At 72.2% G+C, this 26,250-nt stretch carries 16 protein-coding genes; 10 read left to right on the top strand and 6 right to left on the bottom strand.

The genetic code is table 11. The features are described from left to right. Positions 1–16: 16 nt before the first annotated feature. Positions 17–1,762: a serine/threonine-protein kinase gene (locus N5875_RS24040; RefSeq protein WP_338495882.1), complete on the bottom strand. Its 1,746-nt coding sequence runs from the start codon at positions 1,760–1,762 to the stop codon at positions 17–19. A 546-nt stretch (positions 1,763–2,308) separates the two neighbouring features. Here N5875_RS24040 and N5875_RS24035 point away from each other — a divergent pair. The 4 genes from N5875_RS24035 to N5875_RS24020 all read left to right on the top strand — a co-directional run bounded on the left by N5875_RS24035 (position 2,309) and on the right by N5875_RS24020 (position 10,162). Further along, positions 2,309–6,418, top strand: coding sequence for an FtsK/SpoIIIE domain-containing protein (locus tag N5875_RS24035; RefSeq protein ID WP_338495881.1), 4,110 nt, complete (start codon positions 2,309–2,311; stop codon positions 6,416–6,418). A gap of 165 nt (positions 6,419–6,583) precedes the next feature. Beyond that, the gene (locus tag N5875_RS24030) at positions 6,584–7,909 is read left to right on the top strand and encodes an ABC transporter substrate-binding protein (protein WP_318210073.1); all 1,326 of its coding nucleotides are present in this window, start codon (positions 6,584–6,586) and stop codon (positions 7,907–7,909) included. A 10-nt stretch (positions 7,910–7,919) separates the two neighbouring features. Beyond that, entirely contained in the window at positions 7,920–9,245 is a 1,326-nt protein-coding gene (locus N5875_RS24025; RefSeq protein ID WP_338495878.1) for a sugar ABC transporter permease, read from the top strand. Next, the gene (locus tag N5875_RS24020) at positions 9,242–10,162 is read left to right on the top strand and encodes a carbohydrate ABC transporter permease (protein WP_318210075.1); all 921 of its coding nucleotides are present in this window, start codon (positions 9,242–9,244) and stop codon (positions 10,160–10,162) included. The genes N5875_RS24025 and N5875_RS24020 overlap by 4 nt, the downstream gene beginning before the upstream one ends. An 84-nt stretch (positions 10,163–10,246) precedes the next feature. On the opposite strand, the gene N5875_RS24015 is transcribed toward N5875_RS24020, so the two are convergent. Further along, positions 10,247–10,846 carry a TetR/AcrR family transcriptional regulator gene (locus N5875_RS24015; RefSeq protein ID WP_338495875.1) on the bottom strand — a complete coding sequence of 200 codons (600 nt, stop codon included), beginning with the start codon at positions 10,844–10,846 and terminating at the stop codon, positions 10,247–10,249. 271 nt (positions 10,847–11,117) lie between these two features. Between N5875_RS24015 and N5875_RS24010 the strand changes: the two genes are divergently transcribed. The 3 genes from N5875_RS24010 (at position 11,118) to N5875_RS24000 (ending at position 14,189) form a co-directional block, all read left to right on the top strand. Next, positions 11,118–11,978, top strand: a complete 861-nt coding sequence (locus N5875_RS24010; RefSeq protein WP_338499250.1) for an ABC transporter permease — start codon at positions 11,118–11,120, stop codon at positions 11,976–11,978. A gap of 100 nt (positions 11,979–12,078) precedes the next feature. Continuing rightward, on the top strand, positions 12,079–12,846 hold the full coding sequence (locus tag N5875_RS24005; protein WP_338499248.1) for an ABC transporter ATP-binding protein: 768 nt from the start codon (positions 12,079–12,081) through the stop codon (positions 12,844–12,846). A 38-nt stretch (positions 12,847–12,884) separates the two neighbouring features. Beyond that, positions 12,885–14,189, top strand: coding sequence for a glycosyltransferase 87 family protein (locus tag N5875_RS24000; RefSeq protein WP_318210078.1), 1,305 nt, complete (start codon positions 12,885–12,887; stop codon positions 14,187–14,189). Positions 14,190–14,313: 124 nt separating this feature from the next. Here N5875_RS24000 and N5875_RS23995 read toward each other — a convergent pair whose 3' ends face one another. Continuing rightward, positions 14,314–19,320: an NAD-glutamate dehydrogenase gene (locus N5875_RS23995; RefSeq protein ID WP_318210079.1), complete on the bottom strand. Its 5,007-nt coding sequence runs from the start codon at positions 19,318–19,320 to the stop codon at positions 14,314–14,316. 433 nt (positions 19,321–19,753) lie between these two features. Between N5875_RS23995 and N5875_RS23990 the strand changes: the two genes are divergently transcribed. Further along, positions 19,754–20,308: a DJ-1/PfpI family protein gene (locus tag N5875_RS23990; protein WP_055599899.1), complete on the top strand. Its 555-nt coding sequence runs from the start codon at positions 19,754–19,756 to the stop codon at positions 20,306–20,308. Positions 20,309–20,435: 127 nt separating this feature from the next. On the opposite strand, the gene N5875_RS23985 is transcribed toward N5875_RS23990, so the two are convergent. Both N5875_RS23985 and N5875_RS23980 read right to left on the bottom strand, forming a co-directional pair. Continuing rightward, complete coding sequence (locus N5875_RS23985; RefSeq protein ID WP_338495872.1) at positions 20,436–21,107, bottom strand: HAD family hydrolase; 672 nt, start codon at positions 21,105–21,107, stop codon at positions 20,436–20,438. A 56-nt stretch (positions 21,108–21,163) separates the two neighbouring features. Then, complete coding sequence (locus tag N5875_RS23980; RefSeq protein WP_318210081.1) at positions 21,164–21,670, bottom strand: hypothetical protein; 507 nt, start codon at positions 21,668–21,670, stop codon at positions 21,164–21,166. Positions 21,671–21,949: 279 nt separating this feature from the next. Between N5875_RS23980 and N5875_RS23975 the strand changes: the two genes are divergently transcribed. Further along, complete coding sequence (locus N5875_RS23975) at positions 21,950–22,411, top strand: Rv3235 family protein (protein WP_338495870.1); 462 nt, start codon at positions 21,950–21,952, stop codon at positions 22,409–22,411. A 138-nt stretch (positions 22,412–22,549) separates the two neighbouring features. Here N5875_RS23975 and secA read toward each other — a convergent pair whose 3' ends face one another. After that, on the bottom strand, positions 22,550–25,363 hold the full coding sequence (secA, locus tag N5875_RS23970; RefSeq protein ID WP_318210083.1) for a preprotein translocase subunit SecA: 2,814 nt from the start codon (positions 25,361–25,363) through the stop codon (positions 22,550–22,552). Between the two features lie 239 nt (positions 25,364–25,602). Between secA and N5875_RS23965 the strand changes: the two genes are divergently transcribed. After that, positions 25,603–26,190 carry a GNAT family N-acetyltransferase gene (locus tag N5875_RS23965; RefSeq protein WP_338495868.1) on the top strand — a complete coding sequence of 196 codons (588 nt, stop codon included), beginning with the start codon at positions 25,603–25,605 and terminating at the stop codon, positions 26,188–26,190. Positions 26,191–26,250: the final 60 nt, after the last annotated feature.

Raw genomic sequence — 26,250 nt, 5'->3', positions numbered from 1 at the left:
ACGTGGTCCTACGGTGTCACTGCCCTGTCGTACCGCCGGTAGCACCGGTGGAGTCGGTGGCCTCGCCGATCGTGGAGATCCAGTCGGTCACCGTCGAGATGCCGTCGCCGATGGCCTCCCAGTAGCTCTTGCCCTCGGCGATCCAGTCCTGGAGCGGGGTCAGCTCCCAGACGAGCCAGCCCGCGACCACGAACAGCACGATCATGACCAGGCAGCCCTTGAGGCAGCCGAGGCCGGGGATCCGCACCGGGTTGGCGCTGCGCTGACGCGGCGGACGCGGCTCGCGCGGCGCCGGGGCCTGGGGCGGCGGCTGCGGCGGGGTGTACTGCTGCTGGGGCTGCGCGTACTGCTGCGGGGCGGGCGGCGGCGCGTACTGCTGCGGCTGGTGCTGCTGCTGGTGCTGCGGCGGGTACGGCTGCTGCGGCCGCTGCTGTGCGGGACGCTGCTGCTGGTACGGCTGCGGCGGCTGCTGCCCGTACTGGCCTTGCTGGCCCTGACCCTGCTGACCCTGCTGCCCGTACTGGCCGGGCTGCTGCTGCGGGGGCTGCTGCCGCTGCGGGCGGCGGCGCAGCGGGTCCTGGCTCGGGTCCAGGTACTGCACCTGCGTCTGCTCGTTGCGGTCGCGGACCTGCCGCAGCTGGTTCTGCCAGGGGTGCGGGTCCTCCGCCGGAGGGTTCTGCGGTACGGGGGGCATGACGGCCGTCGGATCGGCGGCGCCCGCCGTGCCGCTGGTCTGCATGACGCTGGTCGCGCCGGCGGGGTCGTACCGGGGCGGCGTCCCGGCGCCACTGGGCAGCACCTGGGTGGGGTCGGCGGCCCCCGTCTCGGGGGTCTCCGGGACCGGCGCGGGCGCCGGGTCCGGGGCGAGGAGCGCGCCGACGCCTTCGGCCGCCTCGATCTGGGCGGGCGTGGAGTGCACGCCGATGCCGGCGGCGACCGCGCGCAGACCGCGCGCGAGGTTCACCGCGCTCGGCCGCCGGTCCGGGTCCTTGCTGAGGCAGCGCTCTATGACCGTCCACAGGGGTCCGGGCACGGTCGAGGGCCGGCGGGGCTCCTCGCTGAGGTGCCGGTGGAGGACCTCGAGGGCGGTGCCGCCCGCGAACGGGGGCCGGCCGGTGACCAGCTCGTACAGCAGGATGCCGGCGCCGTAGATGTCGACGGCGGAGGTCTGCGGGCGGCCCTCGGCGGACTCCGGCGCCACGTACGCGGGCGTGCCGACGAATTCGTGGGTGCGGGTCAGGCCCGGGGAGTCCGCGAGGCGCGCGATGCCGAAGTCGGTGAGCATCGGGTGCATCTGGCCGCCCTGCTCGGCGAGCAGGACGTTGGCCGGCTTCAGGTCGCGGTGGACGACGCCGTCGGCGTGGCTGGCGGCGAGCGCGTCGGCGATCTGGGCGGTCAGGAGGGCGGCGGCGACCGGGGTGAGCGGGCCGCTGTCCCGGATGTACCGGTGCAGGTCGGGGCCCTCGACGAGGTCCATGACGAGCGCGAGGACATCGCCCTCGACGACCAGGTCGCGGGTGCGCACGATGTTGGGGTGGGTGAGCCGGAGCAGCACGGACCGCTCGCGCAGGAAGCGCATCACGATGTCCGCGTCGTTGGCCAGCTCCTCCTTGAGGACCTTGATCGCGACGGTCTCGCCGGGCTGGCCGGGCACGGCCGCCTCGGCGCCCGCCGTCTCCCGCTGGCGGGCTCGCCAGACGGTGCCCGTGGCGCCGCGGCCGAGCGGCTCCTCGAGCAGGTACTTGCTGCCGATAGGCCGCACGTCACGCGCTCCCTGCTGATCGTGGTCCTGGGGTGATCCGGTGGTGTTCCCGGGGTCCCTGTCCTCTGTTGTGACCCGTCCGGGTGTCCGACCCACTTTAGTGCCGCCGAACGGGGTAAAGGCCGGTCGTCCACAGGCCGATTCCGATTCCGGTGGCCCGCCGACGGTCTGCCGGGGCGGGCCGGTGCCGTACCGGTGCCGACGCCGACCCGTGCCTTCGCCGGGCCGGGCCCGGACGGGTCCGGGCAGGTCCGGTCTGTCCGAAAGAAGACGCTTCCGGAGGCAGGACGGTTGCCGGGCATGTTCCGAAGGCATGCCCAACCAGGCACTTTTGCGTCCACAGCCGACCATTCAAGATCACTTCCGGCCGACCCGGGGGCGGGCTGTCGGTGGCAGGTGCGAGGATGCCTCCAGCACGTCGCATCGGTGGGGTCGGGAGCCCCCGCGCCGTGCCGACCTGTACCGGGCGACGCGTCCGTGCCGGGTGGGGGGAGTCACAGGGCGGTTCCCCTGCCGGGCATCACGCAGAAGGGACCGCTGACGGCGATGCAGATCCGGCTGACCGTCCTCGCGCCGTACGCCGGCCATGGCGCCGGACGTACCTGCGAGGTGCTCGTCACGGCCCCCGCCGGGACGGCGCTGGCCGCCGTGGCCTCGAATCTCGCCGCCGCCGTCACCGGCCCCGACACCTCCGCCTCGGGCACCACCGTGCTCTACGCGGGCGCGGAGCGGCTCGACGGCCGCCGCTGTGTGCTCGGCGAACCCCCGCTCGTCGACGGCGCGGTCCTCTCCCTCCAGGTCCCCGGCCCCGACGACCGCGTCGACGAGACCGCCGCGGCCCGGCTGCACGTGGTGGCGGGCCCGGACGCGGGCGGAGTGCACCTGCTGCACGGCGGAGCGATCAGAATCGGCCGTTCCGTGGACGCCGACGTACCGCTCGACGACCCGGACGTCTCCCGCGCGCACTGCACGGTCACCGTCGGCGAGGACGGCCGGGTCACGGTCGCCGACCGGGGCTCGACGAACGGCACGACCCTCGACGGCGCACCGGTCGGCGACCGCCCGGTCGCCTTCCGGCCGGGCGCGCTGCTGCGCCTCGGCGAGTCCGCCCTCCGCCTGACCGGCCCCGGCGACGACCTCGGCGGTACGGAGACGCGGGCGACCGCCCCGGACGGCGAGGGCCACCTGCGGGTCGCGCCCGCCGACGGCACGCCCCTCACGGACCGGACCGACCGGCCAGGCCACGCGGGCGTGCCCGGCACGGCTCCCGGCGCTCCCGGCGCTCCCGGCGCTCCCGCGGACGACACCACCCACGGCGGGCGCGGCATCCCGTTCGGCGGGGCGCCCGGCAGCGCGTACGAGGACCCGTACGGCCCCGGCCGCGACCGGGGCCCGGACCCGTCCGGCCACGCGCGCGCGGGCGACCGCCCCGGCGACGAGGGCCACGACGGACCCGACGGCGGCGGCGAGGCCCACAGCAGGACCCGCCCGCCCCGCGGCGACGCGTCCCCGGCGCAGGCCGGTTCCCCGCGCGCGGGTGGCGGCGGCAAGCGGGGCCTCGGGGCCTGGGCCCGGCGCCTGGCCGGCGGACGCGAGGACCTCCCGGCGCCCGTCGCCGGTTCCCGTACGGCCCCGGACACCCACGCGGGCACCCTGCCCGGCGCGGCCGCCCGTGGCGGCTCCGGCGCGCCCGCCCCGATGGCCGACACCTGGCCCGACCCGGCCACCGTCCTGCTCACCGCCCTGGGTCCCGGCCCCCGGCTCTGGGAGCGCGGCCAGGACCACCCCGAGTCCCTGGTGGTCCGGCTCGGCACCACGGACCGCGCCGACCTCTCCGGCGTCCCGGTCACCGTGGGACTGCGGGAGGCCGGTTCGCTGGGCCTCGCCGGCCCCGCCGACCGGCTCGCCGGTCTCGCCCGCTCGGTCGTCGCCCAGCTCGCCGCCCTGCACTCCCCCTCCGACCTGGAGATCGTGCTCATCAGCGCCGACCGGAACCACTCCCTGGAGGAGCGGCGCCGGTCCTGGGGCTGGCTCGGCTGGCTCCCGCACGTCCGGCCGGCCCACGGCCAGGACTGCCGGCTGCTCCTGGCGTACGACCGCGAGCAGGCCCAGGCCCGTACGGCGGAGCTGACCCGGCGGCTCGACGACGGCCCCCTCGGCCCCGGCTGGCCCAGCGCCGACCGCGCCTCGGTCGCCGAGGCGGCGGCCCGGCACGAGGGACCGACGACGGTCGTGGTCGTCGACGGTGACCCCGGTTCGGCGGCCCTGCGCGAGACGGTGGCGCGGCTGGCCGGCGCCGGAGCGGCGGCCGGCATCCATCTGCTGTGCCTCGCCGAGGCTCCCTCGGCCTCCCCGGTCTCCCCGGTGGCCGCCACCTACGAGACGGCGTGCGCCGCGTCCCTGGCGTTCCGCGAGTGCGGGGCCGCCGCGCTCCTCAGCGGCGACGTGGCGACGGCGCTGCGACTGCTCAGGACCTCGGGCGGACGGGTCGCCGGCCACGGCACGGTCGGTGTGGTCGACGCGGTCTCCGTCGCCTGGGCCGAGCGGTTCGGCCGCGCCCTCGCCCCCTTGCGTACGGACACGACGGCGGCGCCCGGCGCGCGTGCCGCCGCGCTGCCCCCGTCGGCCCGCCTCCTCGACGAGCTCGGCCTCGCCCGTGCCACCCCCGCCTCCCTGATGGCCCGCTGGGCCTCCGCCGCGGACGGCACGGCCGTCCTGGGCGCGGGGCCGCGCGGCCCGCTGGCCGTGGACCTCACCCGCGAGGGCCCGCACCTCCTGATCGAAGGCCCCGCGGGAAGCGGGCGGACGGAGCTGCTCCGTTCCATCGCCGCCTCGCTCGCGGCCGGCGGCCGCCCCGACCGGCTCGGGCTGCTCCTGGTGGACGGGGCGGGCGGCGACCGCGGTGAAGGACTCGCGGCCTGTACGGAGCTGCCGCACGTCACCGAGCACCTGGTCGCCTCGGACCCGGTGCGGATGCGGGAGTTCGCGCAGGCCCTGGGAGCGGAGCTGAAGCGCCGGGCGGAGCTGCTGGGTGACGGCCACTTCGCCGACCGCCGGGGGACGCGCACGGCATCCGCGGCGACCGCCGCCGACCGGCTGATCGGCCAGCGCGCCCCGAGTGCGGCGGAGTCGGTGCCCCAGGGCGCCCGCGCGACCGTCCGCCTCCAGGACTCCGGCGACCTCACGGGCCGCCCGAGCGGCCGCACCCTGCGCACGGGCGACGGCACGATCGGCGCCCTCCCGAGCACGCGAAGCGGCCGCACGGACGGCCCGTACCCCACGTCGGACGACCTCGGCGGCCGGCCCAGTGGCCGGATCACCTACACGGGCGACGTCGACAGCCGGCCGAGCGGCCGGAGCGCGTACCCGGGCGACGTCGACAGCCGGACGAGCACGCGGAACGCGTACCCCAGAGACGTCGACAGCCGGCCCAGCGGGCGGAGCCCGTACCCCGGAGACGTCGACAGCCGGCCCAGCGGGCGGAGCCCGTACCCCGGAGACCACCCTCGTCCGTACCCCGGAGCCGATGACCTCGGCGGCCGGCCGAGCGGCCGGCTCACGTACCCCGGGTCCGAGGGCCCGGCCGGGCGCCCCAGCAGCCGCACCCTGCGCACGGGCGACGACGACCTCACCGACCACCCGAGCGGCCGCGTGGCCCGCGCGGGCGCGGAGGACCTCGGCGGCCACGGCAGCGGGCGCGTGCCCCGCCCCGGCGACGGTTCGCTCGACGAGCGGCCCAGTGCCCGGACGAGGGCCGGTGCCGATGCCTTCCTGACCGATACCCCCAGCGGGCGGCTGCCGCGCCGGGACGGCGACGACCGCACCGGCGGACGCACCCTCCGCACCGGCGACGGCGACCTCACGGACCGCCCGAGCGGACGGGTGTCCCGCACCGGGGCGGAGGACATCGTCGGCCACGGCAGCGGGCGCGTGTCCCGTCCCGGGGACGGCGACCTCGGCGGGTACCCCAGCGGCCGCGTCCCCCGGCCCGGCGACGGCGACCACGCCGACCGCACCGGCGGGCGCCTGTCCCGGCCCGCCGCCGCCGAGGATGTGTCCGGGCGGATTCCGCGGCCCACCGGCGGCGAGCAGGGGTCCGTGCGAGCCGTGGGCGGCTCCGCCCAGCTCCCCCGCCTCATCGTTCTCGTCGACGACTTCGACGCCCTGGTGGCACCCGCGCTCGGCGCCTCCGGGCGGCCCGCCGCCGGGTCCGTCGTGCGGGCCCTGGAGGCCGTCGCGCGAAACGGCGAGCGGCTCGGCGTGCACCTCGTCGCGACCTCCGCGCGCCCCGACCGGACCGCCGACACGGAACTGGCCCACGGGGCCCGACTGCGGATCGTGCTCGACGCGCCCCCACTGACCGCGGGACCGGACGTACCGGCGGCCGGGCGCGGGCGCCTCGGCCATCCGGACGGCCGGGTGACCCCCTTCCAGGCGGGACGCGTCACCGGCCGGATCCCCCGGACCGCGACGCTCCGCCCCACCGTCGTGCCGCTGGAGTGGGAGCGGATGGGCGATCCGCCGACCCGCCGTCCGGTCCGCGAGCTGGGCAACGGACCGACGGATCTGGCCCTCCTCGCGAGCGCCCTCGACCGCGCCGCCCGCTCGGTCGAGGCCACGCCCGTACCCCCGCTGACCCCCGCGACCCACAGCTGACACCACGTCACGAGGGCATCACGATCGCCCTCTTGACGCGGAAGGCGGTATTGCGGGGCCCCGTCACCGGGCGTAGACCTGTCGGCACGGGACAGCGAAGCGCACGGGAGAGACGGGGCAGCGATGCGTACAACTCTTCGTCCACGCAGCAGGACCGCGGTGACCATGACGGCGTTCACGGCCATCACCGCACTCACCCTCGCGGCGTGCGGTGGCGGCGGGGCCGACAAGGGTCAAGGGGAATCCGGGCCCAGCGGCGGCGCCCTTCCCCTCAAGGGCGAGAAGATCGAGGTCGCCGCCGTCTGGACGGGCCCCGAGCAGGAGAACTTCACCAAGGTCCTGAAGGAGTTCGAGAAGCGCACGGGCGCGACCGTCACCTTCGTGCCCGCCCAGGACCCGATCGTGAACTTCCTCGGCACGAAGATCGCGGGCGGTTCGCCGCCGGACGTCGCGATGCTGCCGCAGGTCGGCGCGATCCAGCAGGCCGCCGCGCAGAAGTGGCTGAAGCCCGTCGGCCCGGAGGCCGAGGCCCAGCTGGCCGCCAACTACTCGCGCGGCTGGCAGGAGCTCGGCGCGGTCGGCGGTACCCAGTACGGCGTCTACTTCAAGGCCGCCAACAAGTCCCTGGTCTGGTACAACTCCGCCGTCTTCGAGAGCGCCGGCGCGACCGAGCCGAAGACCTGGAAGGAGTTCCTCACCACGGCCGAGACGATCTCGGCCTACGGCGTCACCCCCGTCTCGGTCGGCGGCGCGGACGGCTGGACCCTCACCGACTGGTTCGAGAACATCTACCTCTCCCAGGCGGGCCCGGCCAAGTACGACCAGCTGGCGAAGCACACGATCAAGTGGACCGACCCGTCCGTCACGGCGGCCCTGACCACGCTCGGCGAACTCTTCGGCAAGCCGGCGCTGCTCGCGGGCGGCACGAGCGGCGCGCTGCAGACGGAGTACCCGGTGTCGGTCACCCAGACCTTCACGGGCGGTGACACGCCCAAGGGGGCGATGGTCTTCGAGGGCGACTTCGCGGCCGTCAACATCGCCCAGACGAAGGCGAAGATCGGCACGGACGCGAAGGTCTTCCCGTTCCCCACCGTCGGCACGGGCACCACGCCCGTGGTGACGGCCGGCGACGCGGCCGTGGCCCTCAAGGACACCAAGGGCGCACAGGCGCTGCTCGCCTTCCTCGCCTCACCGGACGCGGCGAAGATCTGGGCGGCCGAGGGCGGCTTCGTCTCCCCCAACAAGAACCTGGACCCGGCGGCGTACCCGAACGACGTCCAGCGTGAGATCGCCAAGGCGCTGATCGGCGCCGGTGACGACTTCCGGTTCGACATGTCGGACCAGATGCCGCAGTCCTTCGGCGGAACGCCGGGCAAGGGCGAGTGGAAGGCGCTCCAGGACTTCCTGAAGAACCCGAAGGACATCGCGGGGACTCAGGCGCGTCTGGAGAAGGACGCGGCGAAGGCGTACAAGGCCGCGGCGAAGAGCTGAGGCCCCCGGCATGCCGAGGACAAACCACAACGGCGTCAGGAGCGGCAACAGGAGCAGGACGGTCGCGGCGGGGTTCCTGCTCCCCGCCCTGCTGCTGCTCGGCGCGCTCGTCGTCTACCCCATCGGGTACTCCGTCCAGCGCTCGTTCTTCGACAGCTCCGGCTCGTCCTTCGTCGGCCTGGACAACTACCTCGCCCTGGTCACCGACGAGTCGCTCCGCACCGCCGCCCGCAACAACGTCATCTGGCTGGTCGTCGCCCCGGTGGTCGCGACCGCCCTCGGCCTGATCTTCGCGGTGCTCACCGAGCGCGTCCGCTGGGGGACGGCGTTCAAGCTGGTCGTCTTCATGCCGATGGCGATCTCGATGCTGGCCGCCGGGATCATCTTCCGGCTGGTCTACGAGCAGGACCCGGACCGCGGGGTCGCCAACGCCGTGTGGGTCGGCGTCCACGACACCTTCGCCGAGTCGTCCGGCTTCCCGCGGGCCCGGCCGCTGCCCGCGCATCCGCTGGAGGCGGCCGGCGGCGGCGCGTTCGTCACGAAGGAGCCGGTGCGCGCCGGGGAGCCCGTACGGCTTCCGCTGATCGGGGTGACGCCCGGTCAGATGCCGGAGGAGGCCCGCCCGGCGCGGACCCCGGTCGCGGCGCCGGAGACGGCGGACACCGTCACGGGCACCGCCTGGCTGGACTTCACCCGGGGCGGCGGCGGGCGGCAGAACGCCGTCGACCCGGCCGAACTGGGCCTCGCGGGGCTGCGGATCGAGGCCGTACGGGACGGAAAGGTGGTCGCCCGGGCGACGGCGGCGGCCGACGGCACCTTCACGCTGCCCGCCGACCGCGCCGACGGAGCCGTGCTGCGGCTGCCCGCGAGCAACTTCCGGGAGCAGTACAACGGCGTGGAGTGGCTCGGTCCCCGGCTCGTCACCCCGGCGGTCATCGGCGCGTACGTGTGGATGTGGGCCGGGTTCGCGATGGTGCTCATCGGCGCCGGGCTCGCCGCCGTCCCGCGCGAGCTGCTGGAGGCGGCGCGGGTGGACGGGGCGAACGAGTGGCAGGTGTTCCGCCGGATCACGGTGCCGCTGCTCGCCCCGGTCCTCGCGGTCGTCCTCGTCACCCTGATGATCAATGTGCTCAAGGTCTTCGACCTGGTCTTCGTCATCGCGCCGGGCTCCGCCCAGGACGACGCGAACGTGCTCGCGCTCCAGCTGTACCGCTCGTCGTTCGGTACGGACGCCGATCTCGGGGTCGGCTCGGCCATCGCCGTCCTGCTGCTGCTCCTGGTGGTCCCGGTGATGGTCCTCAACATCCGCCGCATGCGCCGGGAGGCCCGCCGATGAGTTCCTCCGCCACCCGCACGCGCGCGCGTACCGGCGTCTCCGCACCGCTCGCGGGTTCCCCCGCGCCCCGGACGTTCGCGGCGCGGGCCGCCGCCCGTGCCGCCGGGGGCGTGGTCCGGGTGTTCCTCGTCCTGGCCGGTCTGTTCTGGCTGCTGCCGACGATCGGGCTGCTGCTCTCCTCGCTCCGCTCGCCCTCCGACATCGCGGCGAGCGGCTGGTGGCAGGTGTTCACGGCGCCGGCCCAGCTGACCACCGAGAACTACAGCCGTCTCCTCGCCAACGACACGATCACCGACTCGCTGCTCTCCACGGTCCTGATCACCGTCCCGTCCACGCTCCTCGTCCTCCTCCTCGGCTCGTTCGCCGGGTACGCGTTCGCGTGGCTGGAGTTCCCGGGAAGGGACTGGTGGTTCCTCGGGGTGGTCGCCCTGCTCGTGGTCCCGGTGCAGGTGGCGCTCGTCCCGGTGTCGAAGCTCTTCGGCGCGGTCGGCCTCTTCGAGACGACGCTCGGGGTGGTCCTCTTCCACACGGCCTTCGGCCTGCCGTTCGCGATCTTCCTGCTGCGGAACTTCTTCGCGGAGATCCCGCGCGAGCTCCTGGAGGCGGCGCGGCTCGACGGGGCCGGCGAGGTGCGGCTTTTCACCCGGGTGGTGCTGCCCCTCGGCGGTCCCGCGATCGCCTCGCTGGGGATCTTCCAGTTCCTGTGGGTGTGGAACGACATGCTGATCGCGCTGATCTTCGCGGACTCGCAGTCGCCGCCGATCACGGTGGCGCTCCAGCAGCAGGTACGGCAGTTCGGCAACAACGTCGACGTGCTGGCGCCGGGGGCGTTCGTGTCGATGGTGGTGCCGCTGGTGGTCTTCTTCGCGTTCCAGCGGCAGTTCGCCACGGGGGTGATGGCGGGCGCGGTGAAGTAGCCGGTCGTACGTCGGCGGGGGCTGGATGCGTCACCGCGTGCCCCCGTCGGCAAGACACGGCCCAGGCCTTGAGCGCCGCCACCGCTAGGCCTTGAGCGCCGCCACCGCCGACCGCGCCAGATCGTCCACGTACCCCGGAGGCAGCGGCGTACGGACCACGACGAGGCGCCAGTAGAGGGGCCCGACGACCAGGTCGAGGGCGCGGCCCGGGTCGGTCCCCTCGGGGAGTTCGCCGCGCGCGACCGCCTCGCGGACGACCTGGGTCACGACGCCGCGCTGGCCGTCGAGCAGGGCGGCCGTGACGGCCTCGGCGATCTCGGGCTGCCGGGCCGCCTCTACGAGCAGGTCCGGGATGACCCGCGAGGCGACGGGGTGGCGCAGCGCGTGCGAGGCCACCTGGAGGAGCGCCCGTACGTCCCCGTGCAGCGAGCCGGTGGCGGGCGCCGGCAGGCCCTCGGTGGCGAAGGCCCCGACGAGGTCGAGGACGAGGGCGAGCTTGGACTTCCAGCGCCGGTAGACGGCGGTCTTGCCGACTCCCGCGCGGCGCGCGATGCCCTCGATGGACATCCGGGCGAAGCCGACGGCCGCGAGCTCCTCGAAGACGGCGGCGCGGATGGCCTCGGTCACGTCCTCGCGGAGTACGGCCGCTCCGGCGGGGGCGCGGCGGGGGGTCGGATCGGTCATGAACGGCATCCTAACCAACGGCGACGCCCCGAGGGCGTCACGACGATACGGTTGCGTTCCGACGTACGACCGTCCTAGTCTCCCCGTAGCGACGATACGGACCCGTTCCATCGCCGAGGATGCCCGCACCCTTCGTCGAAAGCGCCCACCCGTGACCACCCAGACGCTCCCCCCGCCCACGCGCAAAGCCCCTCAGCCCCCTCAGCCCTCTCAGCCCTCTCAGCCCCCTCCGGCCCCTCCGGCCCCTCCGTACGAGGCCTCCTCCGAGGACCTGCGCGCGCTCGCCCGGCGCCACGGCCTCACCGTCAGCGGCGCCCGCCCCTCACTGCCCGCCTACGCCCGGCAGATCTGGTCCCGCCGCGACTTCATCACCGCCTTCGCGAGCGCCCGCCTGACCGCCCAGTACAGCCAGGCGCGCCTCGGCCAGATCTGGCAGGTGATGACCCCGCTGCTCAACGCGGCCGTCTACTACCTGATCTTCGGCGTCCTCATGGACGCCAAGGAGGGCGTCGCCGACTACGTGCCCTTCCTGATCACCGGCATCTTCGTATGGACGTTCACCTCGAACACGATCCTGGCCGGCACCCGGGCGATCAGCGGCAACCTGGGCCTCGTCCGCGCCCTGCACTTCCCCCGCGCGAGCCTGCCGATCTCACTGTCGCTCCAGCAGCTCCAGCAGCTGCTGCTCTCGCTCGCCGTACTGGTCGTGATCCTCTTCGGGCTCGGCGAGTTCCCCACCTGGAGCTGGTTGCTCGCCGTCCCCGCACTGCTCTGCCAGGCCCTGTTCAACACGGGCGTGGCGCTCGTCCTCGCCCGGCTCGCGGCCCGCACCCCGGACATCTCCCAGCTGATGCCGTTCGTGCTCCGCACCTGGATGTACGCCTCGGGCGCGATGTGGTCGATCCAGAACCTGGCGAGCAGTGGCCGTTTCCCCGACGGCGTGGTCCTCGCCCTCCAGTGCAACCCGGCGGCGGTCTACATCGACCTGATGCGCTTCGCGCTCATCGAGAGCTACACCTCGGCCCAGCTGCCGCCGCACGTCTGGGCACTCGCCGCCGGCTGGGCCCTGCTGGCCTTCGGGGGCGGTTTCATCTGGTTCTGGAAGGCGGAGGAGACGTACGGCCGTGGCTGACCCGAAAAGCACCCCCACCCCCACCCCCACCCCCACCCCCACCCTCACCCTCACCCCGACCCCCACCTCCACCCCGACCCCGACCCCGACCCCGACCGTCGTGGTCGACGGAGTCCACATCACGTACACGGTCCACGGCGGCGGCACCGGCGGCCGAGGCGCCGCGACGGCCGCGCTCAGCCGCATGCTCCGGCGCGGCGAGAAGCGGCCGACCGGCCGCCGGGTCCACGCAGTGAAGGGCGTCAGCTTCGTCGCACGCCGGGGCGAGGCAATTGGCCTGATCGGTTCGAACGGATCTGGGAAATCCACCCTCCTGAAGGCCATCGCGGGCCTCCAGCCCGTCGAGCGGGGCCAGGTGTACACCGACGGACAGCCCTCGCTCCTCGGCGTCAACGCGGCCCTGATGAACGACCTCACCGGCGAACGGAACGTGATCCTGGGCGGTCTCGCCATGGGTATGAGCCGCACGGAGGTCCGCGAGCGCTACGACGAGATCGTGGACTTCTCCGGCATCAACGAGAAGGACGACGCGATCTCCCGCCCCATGGGGACGTACTCCTCCGGCATGGGGGCGCGGCTGCGCTTCTCCATCGCCGCCGCGAAGAGCCATGACGTCCTGCTCATCGACGAGGCCCTGTCGACCGGCGACGCGCGTTTCCGCCGCCGGAGCCAGCGGCGGATCGACGAGTTGCGGGCGGAGGCGGGGACGGTCTTCCTGGTCAGCCACTCGAACTCCACGATCACGGAGACCTGCGAGCGGGCCCTGTGGCTGGAGGCGGGCACGTTGCGGATGGACGGCCCGGCGAAGGAGGTGGTCGCGGCGTACGAGGAGTTCACCGCGACAGCAGCCCGAACAGGGGCCAAATAAAGGGGCAAATAAGACATTAAGGACTACAGTGCGGAGGGATGACGAACGATCACTCCCAGTCGCCACCAGGAACCCTCGCCGAGCCCCCCCACCTCACCGGCTCCCCCTTCGACTCGGACACCTTCACCTCCGCCACCTTCGTCACGGTCGGCCGCGGCCCCTACCTCGCCGTCGCCTCCGTCTGGCTGATCACCCGCGTCGGCATGGTGCTGCTGCTCCTCCGCGACACCCTCGGCATCGGCGGCGTCGGCCGCGAGGTGGACCTCTACCGGTACTGGTACGAGCAGTTCGCGCAGGGCACCTTCCCGCCCGGCGACGTCACCTGGCAGTACCCGCCCGGCGCGGGGCTCGTGATCATGTCCCCGGGCGTCCTCCCCTGGCTGACGTACGTCCAGGCGTTCGTCGCGCTCACCCTCCTGGCCGACGCGGTCGTCACCGCCGCACTCGCCCGCGCCGACAGCGCCCGGCTCACCCACGGCACCTGGATCTGGGTCTGCGGACTGCCGCTGCTCCTGCACCTGCCGCTCGCCCGGTACGACGTCCAGACCACCGCCCTCGCCGTCCTCGCGCTGCTCGCGCTCGGCGCCCGCTCCACCGCGGCCCACCAGCTCGGCGGGGCCCTCGCGGGCATCGGCGCGATGGTCAAGGTCTGGCCGGCGCTCGCCCTGATCGGCACGCCCCGGGGCCGTACCACCCGCGAGGCCTGGACCGCCGCGGCGGTCGCGGCCCTCGCGCTCCTCGCCACCCTCGCGCTGTTCTTCTCCGGCTCCCTCGGCTTCCTGCGCCAGCAGGGCAGCCGCGGCATCCAGATCGAGTCGCTCGGCGGCACGGCCCTCGGACTGGCCGGGGCCGGCGGCATCTGGCCGGGCAGGGTCGAGATCCGCTACGGGGCCTTCGAGTACGTCGGCCCGTACGTCTCCAGCCTCGGCCACCTCGCCCTGCTGCTCACCGTCATCGCCTTCGGCTGGCTGCTCCTGTGGCGCGTACGAGCCCACCGCTGGACCGCCGCCACCCCGCTCGACGCGGCCCTCACCGCCGTTCTGCTGTTCACCGTCACCAGCCGGGTGATCAGTCCCCAGTACATGATCTGGCTGCTCGGCCTCGCCGCCGTCTGTCTGACCTCGCGTGCCACCGTGATGCGCCCGGTGGCACTGCTGCTGCTCCCGGCGGCCGCCCTGAGCTCCCTCGCGTACCCCGTCCTGTACGACCAGGTCGTCGCCGGCACCACCCAGGGGCTGACCGTCATGGTCCTCCGCAACGGCCTGCTGCTCGCGGCGACCCTGCTCGCCGCCCGCCGCCTGTGGACGTCGACGGTGACGGGACCGCCCGAGGAAACCGCGTAGCAGGGACACGAGAAGGGCCCCACCGGACGACCGGTGGGGCCCTTCTCACGCTACGACGAGCGACTTCGCGAACGGCTACGTCGATCGACTGCACGAGCGCTACGACAAGCGACCGCGCGAGCGACTAGCTGTGCGTACGCAGCAGCGTGCGCATCGTCCGCATCGCCACCGACAGGTTCGCCAGGTCGAAGGTGTCCGAGCCCTGGATCTCCTCCAGGGTCGTCCGCGCGCGGCCCAGGATCGCCGCGTTCTTCTCCTCCCAGTCCTTGAACCGCTGCTCCGGGCTCGACGTGCCGTTCCCGGCCGCCAGGACGTCCGCGGTCAGCGCCGAGTGCGCCGCGAACAGGTCCTCACGGATCGACGCACGGGCCATCGACTGCCACCGGTCATCGCGCGGCAGCTCGATGATCCGGTCCATCAGGTCGGTGATCCGCAGCCGGTCGGCCAGGTCGTAGTAGACCTCGGCCACCGCCAGCGGGTCCTTGTCCATCCGGTCCGCGATCCCCACGATGTCGAGGATCGGGAAGGCGGAGGAGAAGCCGGCCACCCGCAGCGCGAGCTCCTCCGGCACACCGACCTCGGTCAGCTCCTCCACGATCGACTGGTACCACTCCAGGTCAGCGCCACGCAGCAGGTTCGGCAGCTGCGCCCAGACCTGCTCGACGCGCTCGGCGAAGAACTCGATGGTCTCGGTGAGCTGGAGCGGCTGCGGCCGGTTGTTGAGCAGCCAGCGCGTGCCGCGCTCGACGAGCCGGCGGGAGTGCAGCCGCATCCGGGTCTGGACGTCGGCCGGCACCTGGTTGTCGAGGGCCTCGACGGCGTCCCAGACCTGGCCGAGGCGGAAGACGAACCGGGCCGCGGTCTGCGCCCGGACGATCTCCTCGATCGACGCGCCGGTCTCCTCGCGGAGGCGGTGCAGGAAGGTCGAGCCGCCTCCGTTGACGGTGTCGTTGACCAGGACGGTGGTGATGATCTCGCGACGCAGCGGGTGGTTGTCGACGGCCTCGGTGAACTTCTCGCGGAGCAGCGTCGGGAAGTACGCGTGGAGCAGCCCGCTCAGGTACGGGTCGTCCGGCAGCCCCGTACCGATGAGCTCGTCGGCCACCGTGATCTTGGTGTACGCGAGGAGGACGGCGAGCTCCGGCTGGCTCAGCCCGCGGCCGTTGTTGAGCAGTTCGCGGATCTGCCGGTCGTTGGGCAGGAACTCCAGGGACCGGTCGAGAGCCCCGTCGCGGCCCAGGCGGCGCATGAAGCGCTGGTGGGCGTGGAGCAGGGACGGCGACTGGGCGACGGCGTTGGCGAGGGCCGTGTTCTGCGCGTAGTTGTTGCGCAGGACGAGCGTGCCGACCTCGTCGGTCATCTCCGCGAGGATCTTGTTGCGCTGCTTGACGGTCATGTCGCCCTCGGCGACGAGCCCGTTGAGCAGGATCTTGATGTTGACCTCGTGGTCGGAGGTGTCGACGCCGGCGCTGTTGTCGATGGCGTCGGTGTTGACCTTGCCGCCCTGGCCCTCGGGACCGCCGGTGCGGGCGAACTCGATGCGGCCCAGCTGGGTCGCGCCGAGGTTGCCGCCCTCGCCGATGACCTGGGCGCGGACGTCCTGGCCGTCGACGCGGATGGCGTCGTTGGCCTTGTCGCCGACGTCGGCGTTCGACTCGGCCGAGGACTTGACGTACGTACCGATGCCGCCGTTCCACAGCAGGTCGACGGGGGCGTGGAGCACGGCCTTCATCAGCTCGGCCGGGGTCATCTTGGTGATCCCGTCCTCGATGCCGAGGGCGGCCCTGACCTGTGCGTTGACCGGGATCGACTTGGCGCTGCGGGGGTGGATGCCACCACCCGCGGAGAGCAGCGACAGGTCGTAGTCGGCCCAGGACGAGCGGGGCAGCTCGAAGAGCCGGCGGCGCTCGGCGTACGAGACGGCCGCGTCCGGGTTCGGGTCGATGAAGATGTGCCGGTGGTCGAACGCGGCGACGAGCCTGATGTGCTCGCTCAGCAGCATGCCGTTGCCGAAGACGTCGCCGGACATGTCGCCGACGCCGACGACCGTGAAGTCCTGGGTCTGGGTGTCGTGGCCCAGCTCGCGGAAGTGCCGCTTGACGGACTCCCAGGCGCCGCGGGCGGTGATGCCCATGCCCTTGTGGTCGTAACCGGCGGAGCCGCCGGAGGCGAACGCGTCGCCGAGCCAGAAGCCGTACGACTCGGCGACCCCGTTGGCGATGTCGGAGAAGGTCGCGGTGCCCTTGTCGGCGGCGACCACCAGGTAGGTGTCGTCCTCGTCGTGGCGGACCACGTCGACCGGCGGCACGACCTCGCCCGCGACCAGGTTGTCGGTGATGTCGAGCAGCGCCGAGATGAAGGTCTTGTACGAGGCGATGCCCTCGGCCAGCCAGGCGTCACGGTCCACGGACGGGTCCGGGAGCTGCTTGGCGACGAAGCCGCCCTTGGCGCCGACGGGCACGATGACGGTGTTCTTCACCATCTGCGCCTTGACCAGGCCGAGGATCTCCGTACGGAAGTCCTCGCGGCGGTCGGACCAGCGCAGACCGCCTCGGGCGACCTTGCCGAAGCGCAGGTGGACGCCCTCGACGCGCGGGGAGTACACCCAGATCTCGAAGGCCGGGCGGGGCGCCGGAAGGTCCGGGATGGCCTGCGGGTCGAACTTCATCGACACGTACGAGTGCGGCGTACCGTCCGCCGTCAGCTGGCCCCTGTCATTGCTTCCCTCGCTGGCGCTCTGGAAGAAGTTGGTCCGCAGGGTGGCCTTGATGACGGTCAGGAAGGACCGCAGGATCCGGTCCTCGTCCAGGCTCGCGACCTGGTCGAGGGCGGCGTCCAGCTCCTCCAGGAGCGCGTCGATCAGCTCGGTGCCGGCGCGCTGGCGCTCCGGGGCCATCCGGGCCTCGAAGAGGTTGACGAGCAGCCGGGTGGTGTGGACGTTGTTGCGGAGGGTGTCCTCCATGTAGTCCTGGCTGAACGTCGAACCGGCCTGGCGCAGGTACTTCGCGTAGGCGCGCAGCACCATCGCCTCGCGCCAGTTGAGCCCGGCGGAGAGGACCAGCGAGTTGAAGTTGTCGTTCTCGGCCTCGCCGGTCCAGGTGGCGGCGAAGGCCTCCTGGAAGCGCTCGCGGGCGTCGTCGCCGAGGTAGTCGCCGCCGTTGCCGGTCGCGGCGGGCATCCGCAGACCGAAGTCGTAGACCCAGCCGGGCGTACGGTCGGCGCAGCGCAGCTCGTACGGCCGCTCGTCGGTCACCTCGACGCCGAGCCGGTTGAGCACCGGGAGCACGGCGGAGAGGGAGATCGGGTCGCCCGTCTTGTAGATCTTGAAGCGGCGCTCGCCGGGGCCCGCGCCGACCGGCTCGTAGAGCGAGAGCGCGAAGTCCTTGCCGCCGCCGGTCCGGGCGAGGGCCTCCAGGTGGACCAGGTCGGCGACGGCCGCGCGCGGCGAGTGGTCGGCCTTGTAGCCCTCGGGGAAGGCGTTGCCGTAACGGCGGTGCAGCTCCGCGGCGTGCTCCTCGCCCAACTCGGCGTTGAGCGCCTCGGCGAAGCCGTCGGACCAGGAGCGGGCGGCCTCGACGAGCCGGGCCTCGATGCGGTCGACATCGGCGTCGGTGAGCTTCGCCAGCTCGGTGCCGGGCTGGACGCGGACGACGAAGTGCAGCCGGGACAGGATCGACTCGGTGTTCCAGGCGGTGAAGTCGACGCTGGTGCCGTCGAGCTCCTCCTTCAGGATGTCGATGATCCGCAGCCGGACGCGGGTGGTGTAGCGGTCGCGCGGCAGGTAGACGAGGGCCGAGTAGTAGCGGCCGTACTCGTCCTGGCGCAGGTACAGGCGCAGCCGGCGCCGCTCCTGCAGGTACAGGACGCTGGTGACGACGGACTGGAGCTGGTCGGCCGGGGTCTGGAAGAGCTCGTCGCGCGGGTACGTCTCCAGGATCTGGAGCAGGTCGCGGCCGTCGTGGCTGTTCGGCGAGAAGCCCGCGCCCTCCAGGACCTCCTGGACCTTGCGCTTGACGACGGGAACACGGCGCACGGACTCGGTGTAGGCGGCCGAGGAGAAGAGGCCGAGGAAGCGGCGCTCGCCGATGACGTTGCCGTCGGCGTCGAACTTCTTCACACCGACGTAGTCGAGGTACGAGGGGCGGTGCACGGTCGAGCGGCTGTTGGCCTTCGTCAGGATCAGCAGCTTGTGCTCGCGCGCCTTGGCGCGGACGTCCTCGGGCAGCCGGCTGAAGGACGGCGAGACGGGGTGGGCGTGGTGGCCCTCGTCGTCGCCCGCGTGCTTCGGGTCGGAGCGCAGGATGCCGAGGCCCGTGCCGGGCACGGCGGACAGGGCGTCACCGTTGACCAGCTCGTACTCGCGGTAGCCGAGGAAGGTGAAGTGGTCGTCGGCCAGCCAGCGCAGCAGCTCGCGGGCCTCCTCCACCTCGGTCGGACGCAGGTCGGAGGCGGTGGGCTCGGCCGGGAGGCCCTCGGCGATCCGCAGGGCGGCGTCGCGCATCTTCTCCCAGTCCTCGACCGTCTCACGGACGTCGGACAGGACACGCAGCAGATCGGTGGTGATCTGCTTGAGGTCGGCGCGGTCGGTCTCCCGGTCGATCTCGACGTGGATCCAGGACTCGGTGAGCGCGTCGTGCGGCAGCTCGCCGTGGATCTGCGCCGACAGGACCTCGATGAGCCTGCCCGTGACGTCGCGGCGGACGAGGACCTGCGGGTGGATCACGACATGGATGCCGCGGCCCTGGCGCGAGAGCTCGTTGGTGACCGAGTCCACCAGGAACGGCATGTCGTCGGTGACGACCTCGACGACGGAGTGGCTGCTCGTCCAGCCGTTCTCCTCGACCGTCGGCGTGTGGACGCGCACGTTCGCCGTGCCCTGCGGGCGGTTCTCCGCGAGGCGGTAGTGAGAGAGCGCCGCGCCGAACACGTCGACCGGGTCCCGGTCGCCGAGGTCCTCCGGCGCGGTGTGCAGGTAGTAGCGCTGGAGGTACTCGAGCACGGTGTCCCGGTCCGGGCGCTCCCCGGCACCCTCCGGGCCCGTCGGAAGTCGCCCCCCGACCGGGCTGTGCTCAGCTACCCGAGCGGCCCTTTCGAGCAGCTCGGCCTTGGCTTCGTCCAGCTTGGTCTGCATGTCCTCTGACTCCTGTCGCGCGCCGTTGCGTGACGTCGGTGGAAGAAAGGACACAACGACGCCTCGACGCGGTGATTCCGGTCGAAGACGACGCTATGCCCGAATGAGAGATGCCCGGGTCGTTATCGGCCACAGAGAGCGGCGCGCCCGGACGGAGAGGATCGGCGAACGCACGGTCGGCCCGGCCGCTGTCGCGGACCGGGCGGCAGCCGGGGGCTTCACTGCCCCCTCGGCGTATCGCGCTGATCACGGGAAAAGCCTATCGCCCCGGACCCCCGAACCGTCATGAGCCGTATGTGTACAAAAGAGGGGGTGGAAGTTTGACGTTATGGACAGAGACACATGTCCTCTTGGCAAAGCGCCCCGTCGCGGGCAGCGTGTACGTGACCGAGGCAGCGTGTACGTGACCGACCATCTGTGATCTGGGAGAGCCATGGCGAAGATCCTGATCGTGACCGGGGACGCGGCGGAGTCGCTGGAGGTGATGTATCCCTACCAGCGGCTACTGGAAGAGGGCTACGAGGTCGACATCGCCGCCCCGGCCCGCAAGCAGCTCCGCTTCGTCGTCCACGACTTCGAGCCGGGCTTCGACACGTACACCGAGAAGCCCGGCTACACCTGGCCCGCCGACCTGGCCTTCTCGGAGGTCGACCCGGGCGCGTACGTGGCGGTGGTGATCCCGGGCGGCCGGGCGCCGGAGTACCTCCGCAACGACCCGGAGCTCCGCAAGATCCTCAAGGCCTTCTTCGACGCGGACAAGCCGGTGGCCCAGATCTGCCACGGCCCGCTCCTGACGGCGGCGGTCGGCGGCCTGGAGGGCCGCCGGGTCACCGCGTACCCGGCCCTGGAACTGGACATGCAGGCGGCCGGCGCGACCTTCCAGGACAGCGCGGCGGTGGTGGACGGCCTCCTGGTCTCCTCAAGGGCCTGGCCCGACCACCCCACCTGGATGCGCGAATTCCTGAAGGTCCTCCGAGCCAAGTCCTGAAGCGGGAGGGCTCGCCAGGTGGTTGTGGGCATCTGTTCCGCAAGGGCGGAACGGGTGGGCACAACCACCCCCCGGGCCGCATCCGGCCCCCGAGGACCCACGCCCCACCGGACGCAGCCGCGAACGGCTACACCAGCTCCTCCGCGACGGCCACCGCCTCCTCCAGGGTGTCGACCACCGGCACCCCGACCCGCGAGAGCGACGCCCGACTGTGCGACCCCCCGGTGTACAGCACCGCCCGAGCCCCCACATGCTGCGCCGCGATCGCGTCATCGGCGGCGTCACCGATGACGACGACCCGCTCGGGAAGCACCCCTTCCAGCGCGGCCAGGTGCCGCACCATGTGCCCGGACTTCCCGTCCGTGGACGCGTCGACCCGCCCGTCCATCCGCACGAACCGCTCCGCGATCCCGTGCCGCTGCACCAGCGGGATCAACTCCGCGTGCGGCGCGAGCGACAGCAGCGACTGCGTGAACCCGGACTCCTGCCGCGCCGCGAGCAGCTCCGCGGCCCCGATGGTCAGCCCACACCCCTCGGCCCGCTGCCAGTAGTGCCGATGGAAGGCACCGTCCATGACGGACCACTCGGCGTCGGTGGGCAACCGCCCCATGAGCCGCTCGTAGAACTTGGGCACGGGCACCGTGTAGAGCTCCCGGTACCGCTCAAGAGTGATCGGTTCGAGCCCCAGCTCGGCGAATGCCGCGTTGGTCGCCCCGATGACCGCACTGATGTCGTCGAGCAGTGTGCCGTTCCAGTCCCAGACCAGATGCTTGCCGCGCAAGCCGTCGTGCTTCCCCATGGGGAGACGGTACCGGGCCCCACCGACAGGCGGCCAAGACCCGGGACCTGAGGGCGTCAGCCCAGCAGCCCGGGAATCTCCTGCACCCCGAACCAGAGCAGCTCGTGGTCCTCGGCCCCGTCGACGACGAACTGCGCGTCGTCGTCCCCCTGGTCCGCCGCGCCCAGCGCGTCCGCCGCCGCCGTCACGTCCGCCTCCGCGTCGTCCGCGTCCGCGTGCACGGCCGCCGCCTTGGCGAGCCGGACGGGCCCGGCGATCCGGACCTCGCCGATGGAGCTCACGGTGAGCGCCCCGTTCGGGTCCGTGGCGGCGTCCTTGTCGGCGACGTCGACGGCGACGACGATCCGGCGCCGGGGCGCCTCGGGGTCGCCGGCGAGCAGGCGCAGGGAGGCGGTCGCGGCCCGGTTGAGCGCCGCGTACTCCAGCTCCTCGATGTCGTCGGAGACGTACCACTCGCGCAGGGCGGGAGTGACGGCGTAGGCGGTCAGCGGGCCGGGTCCCAGCTCGCCCGCCTGGTGCGCCTGTGCGAGACCGGGGAGGGTCAGGGGGACGTACACGCGCATGGCTGGCCGCTTTCGTAGACGGAGAGGCCCTCAGGATACGTGCGGAGTCCCCCTTCGGGGTGGCCGGCCGGAGGAGGCGTACGTCCACTCCGGGAGGCCCTCCTCAGGACCCCCGGGAGCCGATTTTCTTCCACGTCACCCGGATAGGTGATTCCGTTTTCGACCCGTCGAGCGGCGGCGGACTCCTTGCGGCCCCTCCGAGCCCACCCGTACAAGATCCTCAACGGAAAGTTACTGACTGGTATCACTCGGTGACGCGACGACAGGGGCAGGCCCATCATGACGACCACCACCCTCACCCCGACCGGCACCCCGCGCCCCCGCAGGGCCCCCGGCGGCCCCGCGGGCACCCGCCCCCGCGGCCCGGCGGGCACCCACCCCCGCACGAGCCGCCCCCGCGCCCTGCCCCCGCACACCGTCTTCGCCGAACGCCTCCTCGCCGTCCTCAGCGGCGAACGCCCGGTCCACTGGATGCTCGGCCACACCGTCGGCGAGGCGTACGAGCAGCTCGTCCGGATCGCCCCCGAGACGCCCCTGCGCTCACTCGGCCCCCGCCCCGTCCTGCGCCGCTGCTCGGTCCAGGTGGACGACGACCGGACCGCGGTGGAGGCCTTCGCGACGATCGCCACCGGCGCCCGCGTACGGGCCATGGCGTTCCGCCTCGAACGGGGCGAGGACCAGCGCTGGCGCTGCGCGGCGGTGGAACTCGACGGTCTGGGCACGGCCCCCCACCCCGCATGACGAAGGGGCCGGCCGCCCACCGGGCAACCGACCCCTCCAGAAGAACTCACCGCATCGGCGGCACCGTCTCACCGACGCCGCGTCAACGACACCGCGTCCGCGACACCGCGTCCGCGACACCGTCTCGGCGACGCGACGTCACTTCTTGCGACGACGCCCGCCGCCACCCGCGTTCTTCTGCGCCTTGCGGCGCTCCGCCCGCGTCATCCCGTCACCGGCGTCGATGTCGTCCGAGGCGAAGTCGCCCTCGACGACACCTCCGTCACCGTCCACCGTCGGCGCGGAGAAGTGCAGCCGGTCCGGCCGCTGCGGGGCGTCGAGCCCCTTGGCGCGGATCTCCGGCCGCCCGGCGCCGGCCGGCACGGCGTCCTGCTTGTCGAGCGACGGACCGGTCGCCTGCACCGGGACCTCCTCGACCTGCTGCTCGACCTGGACCTCCAGGTTGAACAGGTAGCCGACGGACTCCTCCTTGATGCCCTCCATCATGGCGGTGAACATGTCGAAGCCCTCGCGCTGGTACTCGACCAGCGGGTCCTTCTGCGCCATGGCGCGCAGGCCGATGCCCTCCTGGAGGTAGTCCATCTCGTAGAGGTGCTCGCGCCACTTGCGGTCCAGGACGGACAGGACCACGCGGCGCTCCAGCTCACGCATGATCTCCGAGCCGAGCTGCTTCTCCCGCGACTCGTACTGCTCGTGGATGTCGTCCTTGATGGACTCGGCGATGAACTCGGCGGTGATGCCCGCCCGGTCCCCCGCCGCGTCCTCCAGCTCCTCCACGGTGACCTTCACCGGGTAGAGCTGCTTGAAGGCGTTCCACAGACGGTCGAGGTCCCACTCCTCCGCGAAGCCCTCGGCGGTCTCCTGGCGGATGTAGTCGTCGATCGTGTCGTCCATGAAGTGCTGGATCTGCTCGTGCAGGTCCTCGCCCTCCAGGACGCGGCGGCGCTCGCCGTAGATGACCTGACGCTGCCGGTTGAGGACGTCGTCGTACTTCAGGACGTTCTTACGCGTCTCGAAGTTCTGGGTCTCGACCTGCGACTGGGCGGAGGCGATCGCCCGGGTCACCATCTTGTTCTCGATCGGCACGTCGTCCGGCACGTTGGCCATGGCCATCACGCGCTCGACCATCTGCGCCTTGAACAGACGCATCAGATCGTCGCCGAGCGACAGGTAGAAGCGGGACTCGCCGGGGTCGCCCTGACGGCCGGAACGACCGCGCAGCTGGTTGTCGATACGACGGGACTCGTGGCGCTCGGTACCGAGCACGTACAGCCCGCCGAGGTCCTTGACCTCCTCGAACTCCGCCTTCACGGCCTTCGCGGCGCGCTCCAGGGCGGCGGGGAGGGCAGCGGCCCACTCCTCGACGTGGTCGACCGGGTCGAGACCCGCCTGGCGCAGCTCGGCCTCGGCGAGGTCGTCCGGGTTGCCGCCGAGCTTGATGTCCGTACCGCGACCGGCCATGTTCGTGGCGACGGTGACGGCGCCGCGGCGGCCGGCCTGGGCGACGATGCTGGCCTCGCGGTCGTGGTGCTTGGCGTTGAGGACCTCGTGCTGCACACCGCGCTTGGAGAGCTGCTGCGAGAGGTACTCGGACTTCTCGACGGAGGTCGTGCCGACGAGGATCGGCTGACCCTTCTCGTGCTTCTCCGCGATGTCGTCGACGACGGCGGCGAACTTGGCGACCTCGGTCCGGTAGATCAGGTCGGACTGGTCCTTGCGGATCATCGGCCTGTTCGTCGGGATCGGGACGACGCCCAGCTTGTAGATCTGGTGGAACTCGGCGGCCTCGGTCATGGCCGTACCGGTCATGCCGGAGAGCTTGTCGTACAGGAGGAAGAAGTTCTGCAGGGTGATCGTGGCGAGGGTCTGGTTCTCGTCCTTGATCGCCACCCCTTCCTTCGCCTCGATCGCCTGGTGCATGCCCTCGTTGTAGCGGCGGCCGGCGAGGATACGGCCGGTGTGCTCGTCGACGATCATGACTTCGCCGTCCATGACGACGTAGTCCTTGTCCTTCTTGAACAGTTCCTTCGCCTTGATGGCGTTGTTCAAGTAGCCCACGAGCGGGGTGTTCACCGACTCGTAGAGGTTGTCGATGCCGAGCCAGTCCTCGACCTTGGCGACACCGGCCTCGTGGATGGCGACGGTGCGCTTCTTCTCGTCGACCTCGTAGTCGCCGGTCTCCTCGATGCCCTTGAGCTGGTTGCCGGGCTCGCCCTTGGAGAGGCGGGTGACGAGCTTGGCGAAGTCGCCGTACCACTTCGTCGCCTGGTCGGCCGGGCCGGAGATGATCAGCGGCGTACGGGCCTCGTCGACGAGGATGGAGTCGACCTCGTCGACACAGGCGAAGTTGTGGCCGCGCTGGACGAGCTCGTCCTTGGACCACGCCATGTTGTCGCGGAGGTAGTCGAAGCCGAACTCGTTGTTCGTGCCGTACGTGATGTCGCAGTTGTACTGCTCACGGCGCTGGGCCGGCGTCATGTTGGCGAGGATGCAGCCGATGGTCAGACCCAGGAAGCGGTGCACCCGGCCCATGAGCTCGGAGTCACGCTCGGCCAGGTAGTCGTTGACCGTGATCAGGTGCACGCCCTTGCCGGAGAGCGCGTTGAGGTACGCCGGGAGGGTACCGACGAGGGTCTTGCCCTCACCGGTCTTCATCTCGGCGACATAGCCGAGGTGGAGCGCGGCACCACCCATCAGCTGGACGTCGTAGTGGCGCTGACCGAGGACACGCTTGGCGGCCTCACGCACCGTCGCGAAGGCTTCGGGCATCAGGTCGTCGAGGCTCTCACCGTCGGCGTACCGCTGCTTGTACTCATCGGTGAGCGCCCGCAACTCGGCGTCGGAGAGGTTGACGAAGTCCTCTTCGATGGAGTTGACCTGGTCCGCGATGCGGTGCAGTTTGCGCAGGATCTTTCCTTCGCCTGCACGCATGAGCTTGTTGAAGACGGACACTGAGGCTGGTCTCCTTGCCGGTCGGGCCTGGCACTGGGTCTTGTCATGGACGCGAGCGCGGGCACGGCAGGTGGTCCCCACCGCAACGGCCATCGTAAGCGAGACCGCCCTCGCGAAGGGAGGCCCACAGTGCCGGAGCCGTACGTCCGCCCGCAAAGAGAACGCACGAGGTGGGCGGAAGGTGCCGCCCCACCCGAAAAGTGTTCGCTTCCGGTCCGGCCGCTCACCAGAATCCAGACATGGAGCCGATCACCCTCACCACCGACCGACTGCGGCTGCGGAACTTCGTCCCCGCGGACCTCGACACGGTGTACGCAATCTGCCAGGACCCGGACATCCGGCGCTGGACCGTCGTCCCCGACCCGTACACCCGGCAGGACGCCGACTTCTTCCTGAACCGGCTGGTGCCCGACGGCTGGCGCGAGGACTCGGACTACACCTTCGCCGTCGAGCCGGTGGCCGGCGGCCCGCTGCTCGCGGCGAGCTCGCTGACCAGCCGCGGCTCCGGGGTCTGGGAGGTCGGCTTCTGGACGCGCCAGGAGCATCGGGGCCAGGGCTACATGGCGGAGACCGTCCGGGCCCTGGCCCACTGGGCGTTCACGGGGCTTGGCTGCACCCGTCTCCTCTGGCGCGCGGAGCTCGGCAACACCGGGTCCCGCGCGGTGGCCGAGCGTGTCGGCTTCACCGTGGAGGGCGTCCAGCGCGCCGGCCTCGTCAACAAGGGCACGCTGCGCGACTGCTGGGTCGGCTCCCTGCTCCCCTCGGACTTCGGCCTGCCGAGCCCGCTTCCGTACCTCCCGGCCCGCGACCAGCCCGCCCAAGCCTGAACTCCAGGCCTGAACTCCACGCCTGAGCTCCAGGCCCTGAACCCCCAGCCGTGACTGTCA

It is taken from the genome of Streptomyces sp. SJL17-4 (genome assembly GCF_036826855.1).
Classification (GTDB): Bacteria; Actinomycetota; Actinomycetes; order Streptomycetales; family Streptomycetaceae; genus Streptomyces.
This window is presented reverse-complemented; position numbering and strand designations above follow the sequence as displayed.

What these genes read in the sequence shown, in the direction of transcription:
- N5875_RS24020 (WP_318210075.1), top strand. Translation starts at nt 9,242, where the DNA reads ATGAGTTCCTCCGCCACCCGCACGCGCGCGCGTACCGGCGTCTCCGCA.
- N5875_RS24000 (WP_318210078.1), top strand. Translation starts at nt 12,885, where the DNA reads ATGACGAACGATCACTCCCAGTCGCCACCAGGAACCCTCGCCGAGCCC.
- N5875_RS23995 (WP_318210079.1), bottom strand. Translation starts at nt 19,320, where the DNA reads ATGCAGACCAAGCTGGACGAAGCCAAGGCCGAGCTGCTCGAAAGGGCC.
- N5875_RS23965 (WP_338495868.1), top strand. Translation starts at nt 25,603, where the DNA reads ATGGAGCCGATCACCCTCACCACCGACCGACTGCGGCTGCGGAACTTC.
- N5875_RS23975 (WP_338495870.1), top strand. Translation starts at nt 21,950, where the DNA reads ATGACGACCACCACCCTCACCCCGACCGGCACCCCGCGCCCCCGCAGG.
- N5875_RS24015 (WP_338495875.1), bottom strand. Translation starts at nt 10,846, where the DNA reads ATGACCGATCCGACCCCCCGCCGCGCCCCCGCCGGAGCGGCCGTACTC.
- N5875_RS24035 (WP_338495881.1), top strand. Translation starts at nt 2,309, where the DNA reads ATGCAGATCCGGCTGACCGTCCTCGCGCCGTACGCCGGCCATGGCGCC.
- N5875_RS23985 (WP_338495872.1), bottom strand. Translation starts at nt 21,107, where the DNA reads ATGGGGAAGCACGACGGCTTGCGCGGCAAGCATCTGGTCTGGGACTGG.
- N5875_RS23990 (WP_055599899.1), top strand. Translation starts at nt 19,754, where the DNA reads ATGGCGAAGATCCTGATCGTGACCGGGGACGCGGCGGAGTCGCTGGAG.
- N5875_RS24025 (WP_338495878.1), top strand. Translation starts at nt 7,920, where the DNA reads ATGCCGAGGACAAACCACAACGGCGTCAGGAGCGGCAACAGGAGCAGG.
- N5875_RS23980 (WP_318210081.1), bottom strand. Translation starts at nt 21,670, where the DNA reads ATGCGCGTGTACGTCCCCCTGACCCTCCCCGGTCTCGCACAGGCGCAC.
- N5875_RS24030 (WP_318210073.1), top strand. Translation starts at nt 6,584, where the DNA reads ATGACGGCGTTCACGGCCATCACCGCACTCACCCTCGCGGCGTGCGGT.